This window comes from Mitsuaria sp. RG, assembly GCF_028369275.1.
GTDB classification, from domain to species: Bacteria; Pseudomonadota; Gammaproteobacteria; order Pseudomonadales; family Pseudomonadaceae; genus Aquipseudomonas; species Aquipseudomonas peradeniyensis.
Map to the genome: position 1 here is coordinate 72,400 of NZ_JAQMYQ010000013.1, position 11,708 is coordinate 84,107.

Here is an 11,708-nt window from a genome sequence, read left to right on the forward strand (position 1 = left end):
AGGCTCCGCAATTGAGCCTAGACGCAGACCCAATAAATACAACTAATACCTTTTATATTTTTATCGCATATAAATTTTCTTATCGATAATCGTTCATCTTGCACAATTCACCGCGAATCCGGGCTATCCTTCGCCCACTTGCCTGCGCAAAGGATGGCCCAGGAGAGTGCCCGATCCGTTCATTCACGCCCGGTTTCCAGCGCTCCATGACCTCGACCACCGTTGATACCAACTGCACCGCCGACCGCATCCTGTTCCTGCTCAAGACCCGCGGGCCGCTCAAGACCGCCGACCTGGCCCAGCTGCTCGCTATCACCTTCGAAGCCACCCGCCAGCAGGTGCAGAAACTGCAGGCGTCCGACCTGATCAGCGGCATCAGCGTGCCGGCCAAGGGCGCCGGGCGCCCTTCGCAAAAATGGGCGCTGACCGCCACGGCCCAGCGCCGCTTCCCCGATTCCCACAGCGTGCTGACCCTGCAACTGATCGAGAGCGTCGAGCAGGTGTTCGGCAGCGACGGGGTCGACCGCCTGATCAGCCGCATGGAGGACAGCAACAGCCGTGAGTACCAGCAGGCCTGCGCCGATGGCCAGAGCCTGGAAGACAAGGTGCGCATCCTCGTGCAGTTGCGCGAGCGCGCCGGCTACATGGCCGAGATGCAGGCCGACGGCAATGACTGGCTGATCGTCGAGAACCACTGCCCGATCTGCATCGCCGCCACCCGCTGCCAGGGGTTCTGCCGCAGCGAGCTGCAGGTGTTCCAGGCGGCGATCGGCGAGCAGGGGCTGGTGGAACGTTGCGAGCACCTGATCTCGGGGGATCGGCGCTGCGTCTATCGCATTTCGCCGAAATAATCTGGCGTTCTACCAACGTGGGAGCGGGCTAGCCCCGCGATCACCGGCCAAGCCGGTGCCATGCAGCGCCTCGCGGGCCAAGCCGGCTCCCACGCCCCCTCGTGACTCATCAGATCCGCCGCCTGCCCTTCAGCGCCGGAATGGTGGTCTGCGCAATCGCCACCTGTTCCTGCTCACGCCGGGTGTTGGCCGCCAGGCCCGCCAGGGTCGGCTGGCTGAACAACAGGCGCGCATCGGCATGCAACCCCGCCTGGCGCATGCGCGCCACCAGGCTGACCGCCAGCAGTGAGTGTCCGCCGAGCTCGAAGAAGTTGTCGTCACGGCCGACCTGCTCGATCTTCAGCACCTCCGTCCAGATCTGCGCCAGCGCATGCTCCAGCTCGTCGCGGGGCGCCTCATAGGCCCGGCTGATCACCGCCTCCGCGCCCGGCGCCGGCAAGGCGCGGCGATCGACCTTGCCGTTGGGGCTCAGCGGCAGCTCGGCCAGGAGCACATAGGCCGAAGGCACCATATAGGCCGGCAGGCGCGCCGACAGGTACGTACGCAGCGCTTCCAGCGTCGGCGCGGCATGGCCGTCGCGACAGCTGGCATAGGCCACCAACCGCTCCTCGCGCACCAGCACCACGGCCTGGCTTAAGGCCGGGTGGGCGGCCAGCAGCGCCTCGATTTCGCCCGGCTCGATACGCAGGCCGTTGAGCTTGACCTGGAAGTCATTGCGCCCGATGAACTCCAGCTCGCCATCGGCGCGATAACGCACCAGGTCGCCGGTACGGTACAGGCGGTCGCCGGCCACGAACGGGCTGGCGATGAAGCGCTCGAACTGCAACGTCGGCAAGCCCAGATAGCCGCGGGCCACGCCGATGCCGCCGATATGCAGTTCGCCAGCACAACCCACGGGCACCGGACGGTCATGGGCGTCGAGCACGTACAGGCGGGTATTGCCGATCGCCCGCCCGATCGGCGGGGCGACGGCGGGCAACGGCTGGCGCGGCTCCAGGGTCCAGGCGGTGCTGTCCACGGTGGCCTCGGTGGGGCCATAGACATTGTGCAGGCGCACCTGGGGCAAGGCCTGGCGCACCTGTTGCGCCAGCGCCAGGGTCAGCTCGCCGCCGCCACAGAAGACATCGCGCAGGCTGCTGCAACGCTCGACGCCCGGGGTGTCGAGAAACGCCTGCAGCAGGGCCGGGACAAACTTGACGGTAGTCACCCGGCGCGTCTGGATCAGCTGCACCAGATAGGCCGGATCGCGGTGCCCGTCGGGGCGCGCCAGCACCAGGCGCAAGCCGGCGCACAGCGGCCAGAACAACTCCCACACCGAGCCGTCGAAGCTGAACGGCGCCCGTTGCAGCAGCGCGTCGTCGGCCTGTGGCGGGCACAGCTCGCTGCCCCAGCGCATCAGGTTGCACAACCCGCGATGCTCGACCATCACCCCTTTCGGCGTACCGGTGGAGCCCGAGGTGTACATGACATAGGCCAGGTGCCCGCCGCCCAGTTCCGGCAGTTCGGGCGCAGGGTCGCCATGCCCCTGCCAGTCACCGTGATCCAGGTCCACCAGCGGTGTCGACAGGCCCTCGAACAGGCCGCGGGTGGCTCCGTGCACCAGCAGTGCCAGGGGCGCGCTGTCGGCAAGCATGTAGTGCAGGCGTTCGTCGGGGTAGCCGGGGTCCAGCGGCACATAGGCGCCACCGGCCTTGAGCACGCCGAGCAAGCCAACAATCAGCGAGGCGCCGCGCTCCAGGCACACGGCGACCCGGCTGTCGGGCCGCACGCCCAGGCCGATCAGGTGATGGGCCAGCCGGTTGGCCAGGGCATCGAGCTCGCGGTAGGTGAGCTGTGTCTCTTCGCTCTGCAGCGCCACGGCATCCGGCGTGCGTCGCACCTGGGCGGCGAACAACGCCGGCAGGTGCGGATAGGCGGGATCCAGCGCCACCTCGGTGGCATTGAGGGTCTCCAGCAGATAGACGCGCTCCGTCTCCGGCAAGGTCGAAAGCGATTGGAGCGCCACTGGCGGCTCGCTGACCAGGGCATTGGCCAGCGCCTGCAGGGCGCAGCAAACATGCCCGAGCACCCGTTCGGCGCCCAGCTCGCGAGGCGCCCGCACACTCAGCCGCAGGCTGTCGCCCTGCTCGTCCACGGTCAGCACCAGGGCGTGGCTGTGCACCTCGCTGGCATCGAGCAACGTCACGCCAGGCAGCGCCACGCTGTCGTGCGCGGCGCCATGCCGATAATTGAGCAGGCTGTCGAACAACGCCACCCCGGCAGGCAAGCCGCTGCAGCGCTGGGCCAGCACCAACGGCGCATCCTCGTGCCCGAGCAGTGCCGCCAGCTGGCCGTGGATTCCGGCCAGCGCCTGGCCCACATCACGACCGGCCAGCGACACCCGCAGCGGCAGGCTGTTGATGAACATGCCCAGCGCCCGCTCGGCGCCCTCGCCCGCCATCACACGCCCCAGCAGCACGGTGCCAAATAGCACCTCGTCGCGGCCGCCCAAGGCTCCCAGCACCTGGGCCCAGGCCAGGTGCATCAGGCTGCCCAGGCCGACGTCGTGCTGACGCACGCGCTGGCGCAAGGTCGTGGCCAAGCCCTCAGGAACGGTCAGGGCGCAGGTTTCAACCTTGGCCTGGCCCTCCTCGCCCATGCCGGCCAGCCTAGGGGGCGCTTCCACCCCGGCCAGGGCTTCGCGCAGGAAGGCTTCATGCCCCGCCTGCCTGACCTCGTCGCGGCTCAGGGCGACGTAGTTGCGATACGGCACGGGCGCTGGCAGCGTGTGTCCCTCGCCCGCCATCAGCGTCGCCAGCTCGGCCAGCAGCACCTGCACCGAGACCGCGTCGTTGACCAGGTGGTGGAAGTGCAGCAGCCCCAGCCAGCGCTGCCGCGCGCTGTCCTCGACGCAGGCCAGGGCCATCATCGGCGCCTGGCGCAGGTCCAGCCGCAGGGCCTCTTCGCGCAGCCGGGTGGCCGCGTCGCCCGAACCGGGCGCAAGCACCCTCAGCGGCAACCAGGCCTGGCGCCACACCACTTGCTGCGGCTGCGCCAGGCCTTCCCAGGCCAGGCTGGTACGCAGGATGTCGTGACGCTCGATGACCCCGGCCAAGGCGCGGTTGAACGCCTCCAGCGCAGCCTGGCTGGCGAAGGCGAACAGCGCCTGTTGCTGGTACGGGTCACGGTCTTCGGTGAGGTGGTGATACAGCAGGCCTTCCTGCAGCGGTGCCAGCGGGTAGATTTCCTGCACATTGGCCGCGCCACCCGGAACCATGCCGACGATGCGGTCGATGCTGGCCTGATCGAGGCGGGTCAGGATCAGCATCTCGGGGGTGATCCGCTGGCTACCCGGGGCCACGTGGTTAGCCGGTACCGACTGCGCAGGGGTACTGCCGAGCGATGCGGCCAGGCTCGCCAAGGTCGGCTGACCGAACAGGACCTGTGCATCTACTTGCAGCCCCGCCTGACGCATGCGCTCGATCAGGCGCACCGCCAGCAGCGAATGGCCGCCCAGCTCGAAGAAGTGATCGTGCCGCCCAACCTGCTCCACCTCCAGCAGCTCGGCCCACAGCGCGGCCAGGCGCAACTCCAGTTCGCCCTGGGGCGGCTCATGGGCGCGCCGCACCGCGGCCTCGCTGCCCGGCGCGGGCAAGGCGCGACGGTCGAGCTTGCCATTGGCGGTCAACGGCCAGGCCGTCATCGCCACAAAGGCGCTCGGCAGCAACGCGGCCGGCAGGCGCCTGCGCAGGTGCTCGTGCAACTGCAATGGGGTCGAGGCGTGTTCGCCGAGGTACCAGGCCACCAACTGGCCGTCGCGCAGCAGCACCAGCGCCTCGCGCACGGCCGGGTGGCTGGCCAGCGCGCTCTCGATCTCGCCCAGCTCGACCCGCACGCCGCGGATCTTCACCTGGTCGTCGCCGCGCCCCAGGTACTCCAGGGTGCCGTCGGGCAACCAGCGCACCAGGTCCCCTGTGCGGTACATCCGGGCGCCGTGCTGCGGGGTGAACGGGTCGTCGAGGAAGCGCTCGGCTGTCAGGTCGGGGCGATTCAGGTAGCCGCGGGCGACACCCGCACCGCCGATGTACAACTCACCGACGGCGCCTATCGGCAGTTGCCGGCCCTGGGCATCGAGCACATGCAGGCGGGTATTGGCCACCGGCGCGCCGATGTGCAGCACCTGGCCCGGGCGCACCTCGCCCGCGCTGGCCACCACCGTGGCCTCGGTCGGCCCGTAGTTGTTGATGATCCGCCAGCCTTGCTCCCGGGCCAGGCGACGCAGGCGATCACCGCCGACCAGCAAGGTGCGCAAGGTGGGATGCGCCTCGCCCTGGGCGAAGGCGTGCTCTGCCACCGGCGTGGGCAGGAAGCTGACCTGCAGCGGCTGGGCGCGCCACCAGCGCAGCAGCGCGTCGATGTCCTCGCCGCTCTCGCCCACCGGCGCCAGGTGCAGGGTGGCGCCGGCGCACAGGGTCGGCCAGATCTCCCAGGCCATGGCATCGAAGCCGAAACCGGCCAGGCTGGAGGTGGCGCTGCCCGGGTGCAGGTCAAAGGCTTCGCAGTGCCAGTCGACCAGGTTGGCGAGCATGCGGTGCTCGATCATCACGCCCTTGGGCTGTCCGGTGGAGCCGGAGGTGTAGATCACATAGACCAGGCTCGAACCCGAAAGCCCCGGCATCTCGAGGTCATCAAGCACTGCCGTGGGCAATGGCAAGCGGTCCAGCTCGATCACCGGCACATCGATGGCCGGCAAGCGCTCGCGCAGGACGGACTGGGTCAGCACCACCTTTGGTGCGCAATCGTCGAGCAGGTAGCGCAGACGCTCGCCCGGGTGCGCCGGATCGATCGGCACATAGGCCGCGCCAGCCTTGAGCACCGCCAACAGGCCAACCAGAGTGTCCAGGCCTCGGCGGGCGACCACCGCCACCCGCTGCTCCGGCGCCACGCCCAAGGCCTGCAGTTGCGTGGCCAGCTGATTGGCGCGGTTGTTCAGCTCGGCATAACTCAGGTGGCGCCCCTCATGCACGGCGGCCGTCGCCTCGGCGCGCAGCGCGGCCTGGGCCTCGATGCGCCGATGGATCAGGGCCGGGCCTTGGGCGGCGCTGGCCGTGGCATTCCACAGCCGCAGGCGCTGGTGCTCGTCGGGCAACAGCAGGTCGTAGTCGTCGATGGCCGCCTGCGGCCGCTCCAGCCCCTGGGCCAGCACATGCAGCAGGCGCGCAGTGAACACCTCGACCTCTTCGGGGGCCAGCCAGGCCTGGTTATGCACCAGGTGCAACCAGGCCTTGCCATTGTGCGGGTTGCTGCGCAGGTAGATCGACAGCGGCGTCGGCTCGTGATCGTTGCATACCTTCACGCTGTGGGCGCCGAGGCTGCCAAAGCGCAGGTCGTGGCCCTCTTCCTCGTAGGACACGGTGATCTCGAACAACTGCCCCCGGGCCTCCCGGGACAGCCCCAGCGCCCGGTTAAGGTCGCTGAGCGGCAGGCGCTGGTGGCGCAGGTCACGCCGCAGGGCATCGCCGATACCGCGCACCAGCTCGGCGAAGCTCAAATGCCGGCCGAAGTCCATGCGCAAGGCATTGACCTGGACGAACATGCCCAGGGTCGCCTTGGCCCGCGCATTGCCACGGTTGCGCACCGGCAGGCCGACCACCCAGTCGTCCCGCTGCCAGGCCCGGGCACAGCACACGTGCAAGGCCGCCAGCAGCACATGGGCGACCGATCCCTGCAGCTCGTCGGCCAGTTGCCGCATGCGCGCCAGCAGGTCGCCATCGAAACTGCGCTCCAGCGCATGGCTGGGCGTGGCACCTGGCGGCAGGCCCTGTTCCCTGGGGCGCAGCAGCGCATCGGGCAGTTGCGGGTAACGGCATTGCCAATAGGCAAGATCGCGCTGCTGGCGGGCCGATCCCTGGTAGGCCAGGTCATCCTCGATGAACGTCCGGTAGGACGGGGCGGTGTCCGGCAGTGCCAGGCCCTGCTCGAGCAGACCGTAGTACTGGCCCAGCTGGTGGAGCAACTGCTCCAGGCCCCAGCCGTCGAGGATCAGGTGATGGGCCTGCAACATCAGCAGGCTGCGCCCGCCGCCCACATGCAGCAATGCCATGCGCAGCAACGGTCCGGTTTCAAGGGCGAAGGGCTGTTGCAGCAAGGTCTTGGCCAGACGCTGTGCAGCGGCGAACGGCTCAGCCTGCCCGCGCAGGTCGTGCTCGTCCAGCGGCACCTGCAAACCGGCCACAAAGCGCTGGCGGGCCACGCCATCGTCCCCCGCCTCGCGCACCAGCACCGTGCGCAACCCGTCGTGAAGCGCGACCAGATGCGCCAGCGCGCGCCGCAGCAGGCCACTGTCCACGGTACCGTCGAATTCGAGATAGCCGCCGACGTTGTAGAGCGGCGAGTCGCCATGGCTGATCTGGTCCAGCCAGATGTCGCGCTGGGCGCAGGTCAGGGGGAAGCTATCGGCGACGGACATGGGCGGGTCTTCCTTGAAACGGGATCGTCCGCGGATTCAAGCACCCACCCCGTGCCCTGTATGGCCCCCCAAACCCGGACATTGGCCAGTACCTTTTCGCTCCGCCTGAGCCTGCTGAATCTTTTGTAGGAAATTGACGATAGTCGGCAGCCGGTACCTGCCTACCCCTGTCAGCCTGCGTGGCAATCGCCGGCGATCTGGCCGGTTTCCGGCGCCAATTGTCCGACAATCCATCGATTCTGGCTGCGTGGGCCCAGGAAAATACCGACTTTTCTTGTCGGATAATTTGGCATTTCCTGTCCCCGCTTTCCGCTACAGACGCAGGCTCGGAGCCTGCTATTCAATAGCGCCAAGCCCCAGCACAGAGAGGACTCGACCGCGAGACCCACCGCGTTACCGGATCAAGGAAGACAACGACATGAAGCTGATCGACAGCCTCGAACACCGCCACGACCCGCACCTGTACCTGCAGTTGGGCGCACTGGTTGCCAGCACCGGCGATGCCACCTTCGCCGAACAGATGTTCCAGCTGATCGACGACCAGGTGCCGATCCATCGACTCGACCTCAGCGAATGGACCCTCGACAGCGACCAGGCCAGCATTCGCCAGGTCAAGGTGCTGGGCAGCGCCGGCCTGCCCGAGGCGACGCCCGCGCAGGCGCAGCTGCGCCATCCCCTGCTGCAAAGCATCATGTGCATGGAAGACCCGCTGCTGATCCAGATAAACGCCCCCGCGCACCAATGCAACCTGGTGTCGCGTAGCGGCGACCGGCGCTGGGTCATCTGCTGCCACCGCCAGCGCAGCGAACGGATGTTTACCCTGGCCGAGCTGTCACTGCTCAAGCGCCTGTCCGACACTCTGCTGCCATTGGTCGAGCACCATGCCCAGCTTTTCCTGCAGGCGGCACAGCGCCGACCGGGAAGCCTTCAGGCGGATGAGGCCGGTTCGCTGCGCCAGGTCTTCACCGAGCGCCTGGAGCAGGAGGCGATCCGCCTGTCCACCCGCGAACAGGAAGTGTGCATCGGCCTGCTCACCGGAGGCACGGTGCCGCAGATGGCCCAGCGCCTGAATGTGAAGAACAGCTCGGTCGAGACCTACCTGAAACGCGCCACCGCCAAGCTCGGCGTCAGCGGACGCCATGGCCTGGCCCGCTGGATGGCCGGCACCTGATCCCAGAGACCCTGTCATGCCGCGAATCACCCTGCCCTTGCTTGCTCTCGTTCTGACCGGTTGCAGCCTCGCCCCCGACTACCAGCGTCCACTCTCGCCCAGCGCCGAGCAGTACCCCACGGGCGTCGCCTACCGTGGCGGGCCACCCGCCACGGAGGTGACCGGCGACTGGCGCGGGGTGTTCCGTGACCCGGTGCTGCGCCAGTTGCTCGACAGCGCGCTGGTCAACAACCGCGACCTGCGCGTGGCCGTGCTCAACGCCGAGGCCTACCGTGCCCAATACCGCATCCAGCGCGCCGAACTGCTGCCGAAGATCGCCGCCAACGCCCAGGGCACGCGCCAGTACCTGCCACGGCGGCGCACCGGTGGCGAAGGCATGATCAGTTCCCAGCAATCGGCCACCGTCGGCATCAGCGCCTACGAACTGGACCTGTTCGGTCGATTGCGCAGCCTCAGCGACCAGGCCCTGCTCAACTACCTGGCCACCGACGAGGCCCGACGTGGCGCCGAGCTCAGCCTGCTCAGCAGTGTCGCCGGCGCCTACCTGACCTGGCGCGCCGACCAGGAGCTGCTGGCCCTGTCGCGCCAGACCCTGCAGGCCGACGAGAAGAGCCTGCGCCTGACCCAGCGCCAGCGCCGCACCGGCACCCTGTCGGCGCTCGACCAGATCCAGGCCACCACCCGCGTCGACAGCACCCGTGCTGCCGTGGCGCGTTACACCCGCCTGGCCGCCCAGGACCTCAACCAGTTGCAGCGCCTGGTCGGCGCGCAGGTCGACGAACGCCTGCCGGCGCTGCCGCTGGCCGACGAGCAGATCGCCCGGGTGCCCGCCGGCCTGCCCGCCGACCTGCTGCAACGGCGCCCGGACATCCGCCAGGCCGAGTACCAGCTGCAGGCCGCCAACGCCAATATCGGCGCGGCGCGGGCGGCGTTCTTCCCGAGCATCAGCCTGACCGCCAACGCCGGCAGCAGCAGCCGCGAATTGGCCGACCTGTTCGATGCCGGCAGCGGCACCTGGCTGTTCCAGCCGCAGGTCAACCTGCCGCTGTTCAACGCCGGCAGCCTGCGTGCCAGCCTCGACTACGCCAAGTTGCAGAAGGACATGCAGGTGGCACGCTACGAGAAGTCGATCCAGACCGCCTTCCAGGAAGTGGCCGACGGCCTGGCGGCGCGCAGCACCTACCAGCAGCAGTTGCAGGCCCAACGCGACTTGGTGGAGGCCAGCCAGCGCTACCACGACCTGGCCGAGAACCGCTACCGCACCGGCATCGACAGCAGCCTGACCTTCCTCGACGCCCAGCGTTCGCTGTTCAGTGCCCAGCAGGGCCTGATCAGCGACCGCCTGGCACAGCTGTTGGCCGAGGTGAACCTGTTCACCGCGCTGGGCGGCGGCTGGGACGAGGCGCCGGGGCTGGCCTACCAGCGCTCCGCGGCCCTGCCGAAGTAGACCGACGGCGACACCCCGAGGGTGCGACGGAACATGGCGCTGAAGGCGCTGGGGCTGTCGTAGCCCAGGTCCAGCGCCACCTCCAGCACCGACTGCCCGGCCGCCAAGGCATCAAGGCTGGCCAGCAGGCGCATGCGCCGCAACCACTGCACCAGGCTCAGGCCGGTCTCGCGCTGGAAGGCGCGGGTCAGGGTGCGCGGGTTGAGGCCGCTGTGGGCCGCGGCACGGGCCAGGCTCCAGTCCTCGGACGGTGCCTGGCGCAGGGCCTCGCACAGGCCTTGCAGATGCGTCGAGTGCGGGCTGGGCACATGCAGGGCGAACACCGGCAGCACGCGCAGCTCGTCGAGAATCAGTTGCATGATCCGCGCCTCGCGCCCCTGGGCCGGATGGTCGGGGGCGATGTCCATGGCGCGGATGATCAGTTCGCGCAGCAGCGGTGAGATCTCGATCACCTGGCACTGGCGCGGCAGGTCCGGGCGCGCGCCAGGGTCGACGAACAAGGTACGCATGCGCACTACGCCGGCCATGCGCAGTTCGTGATCGACCGCCGCCGGCACCCAGACCCCGCGCCCCGGGGGGACCACCCAGCTGCCTTCACGGGCGCTGACCGTGACCACGCCGCTGATGGCGTGGATCAGCTGGGCGCGGTCATGGCAGTGCGGGGCGATGTGCTCGCCATGGCGGTAGTTCTCGGCGAGCGGCAGGATGATCGGACGCGGCATTGGTGCGGGTCTGGCTAGGGTGGAGGGGGGATTATGGCGATGTGGGGGGTGAAGGGGAAATCGGGTGGGCGTGGGAAATTGCAGATGGTGGGGTGTTTCGAGGTGTTCGGCGACAGGATTGCAGCGCCTATGAGATCGAGCGCCGCCCGCGCGGCGCATCGCGACGCAAGGCCGCTCCTACATCTGTTTCGGGCCAGTCAATCCTGTGCCATTACCGAGTCCGCCTTGTTGGTATGACGCGGTTTTGGGGTGTGCACCACTGGCGCCTCACCTGTCTCAAGGCATGCACCAAGGCGGGCAACCATGGCCTGACAGGTTCGGCACGTTGCAACAAATGTAGGAGCGGCCTTGCGTCGCGATGCGCCGCGCGGGCGGCGCTCGATCTCATGGGCGCTGCAAACCTGTCGCCAGGCACCTTTACGCCACTACACAATCCCCGCCATCAACACCCCTTGACCACTTCCTGCGCCGACACCGGCACATCGAAGACCTTGTCGAACCCCCACTGGAACACGAACGCATAGACAAAGAAGAACACGAACAGCGCCAGGTTGGTCACCAGCGCCGCCCACAGCCCGATGTCCAGCCAGTAGGCCACCAGCGGCAGCAGGATCAGCACCAGCCCACCCTCGAAGCCCAGGGCATGCAGCAGGCGCCGCAGGAAGGTGCGGCTACGCTGACTTTGGCGTGCCTCCCAACGCTCGAACGCCCAGTTGTAGGCCATGTTCCAGCTCATGGCGATGCCCGACATGAGGATCGACAGCACGGTCGACTGGGCCATGCCGGCGCCGAATGCCAGCTCCAGCGCCGGCGCCACGCAGGCCACGGCGATGGCCTCGTAAAGGATGGCCTGGACGACCTTGCGCGCCTTGCCTTGCATGTTCAGCTCCCCGAAGAAAAGACCTACAAAGCTACAAGAAGAAGGCTGTAAGAAAAAGTCGGAAATACTTTATTGACTGACCGTTCAATCAAGAAAAGCTAGCATAAACGTTTCCGCACCACCCCTCCCTGGCGTCCGGCCCGTCAAGTGCCGACACGACCCCCGCCTCCGTGGCACTTCCGCAAGCGC

At 68.1% G+C, this 11,708-nt stretch carries 6 protein-coding genes; 3 read left to right on the forward strand and 3 right to left on the reverse strand.

All coding sequences use genetic code 11. The features are described from left to right. The first annotated feature begins 206 nt into the window (after positions 1-206). The gene (locus POF53_RS10135) at positions 207-851 is read left to right on the forward strand and encodes a helix-turn-helix transcriptional regulator (RefSeq protein ID WP_203647100.1); all 645 of its coding nucleotides are present in this window, start codon (positions 207-209) and stop codon (positions 849-851) included. A 109-nt stretch (positions 852-960) separates the two neighbouring features. Here POF53_RS10135 and POF53_RS10140 read toward each other — a convergent pair whose 3' ends face one another. Further along, on the reverse strand, positions 961-7,299 hold the full coding sequence (locus POF53_RS10140) for an amino acid adenylation domain-containing protein (RefSeq protein WP_498967535.1): 6,339 nt from the start codon (positions 7,297-7,299) through the stop codon (positions 961-963). Between the two features lie 418 nt (positions 7,300-7,717). Here POF53_RS10140 and POF53_RS10145 point away from each other — a divergent pair, with 418 nt between their 5' ends. Together POF53_RS10145 and POF53_RS10150 are read left to right on the forward strand one after the other, a co-directional pair. Continuing rightward, a complete protein-coding gene (locus tag POF53_RS10145) occupies positions 7,718-8,470 on the forward strand; it encodes a helix-turn-helix transcriptional regulator (RefSeq protein ID WP_498967537.1) in 753 nt (250 codons plus the stop codon). 16 nt (positions 8,471-8,486) lie between these two features. Beyond that, complete coding sequence (locus POF53_RS10150) at positions 8,487-9,917, forward strand: efflux transporter outer membrane subunit (protein WP_498967539.1); 1,431 nt, start codon at positions 8,487-8,489, stop codon at positions 9,915-9,917. Here POF53_RS10150 and POF53_RS10155 read toward each other — a convergent pair. Together POF53_RS10155 and POF53_RS10160 are read right to left on the reverse strand one after the other, a co-directional pair. Then, the gene (locus POF53_RS10155; RefSeq protein WP_232856472.1) at positions 9,887-10,639 is read right to left on the reverse strand and encodes an AraC family transcriptional regulator; all 753 of its coding nucleotides are present in this window, start codon (positions 10,637-10,639) and stop codon (positions 9,887-9,889) included. The two genes, POF53_RS10150 and POF53_RS10155, sit on opposite strands and share 31 nt — an antisense overlap. Before the next feature lie 442 nt (positions 10,640-11,081). After that, positions 11,082-11,519 (reverse strand): PACE efflux transporter, encoded by a 438-nt coding sequence (locus tag POF53_RS10160; RefSeq protein ID WP_498967541.1) that lies wholly within the window; start codon positions 11,517-11,519, stop codon positions 11,082-11,084. Positions 11,520-11,708 lie beyond the last annotated feature (189 nt).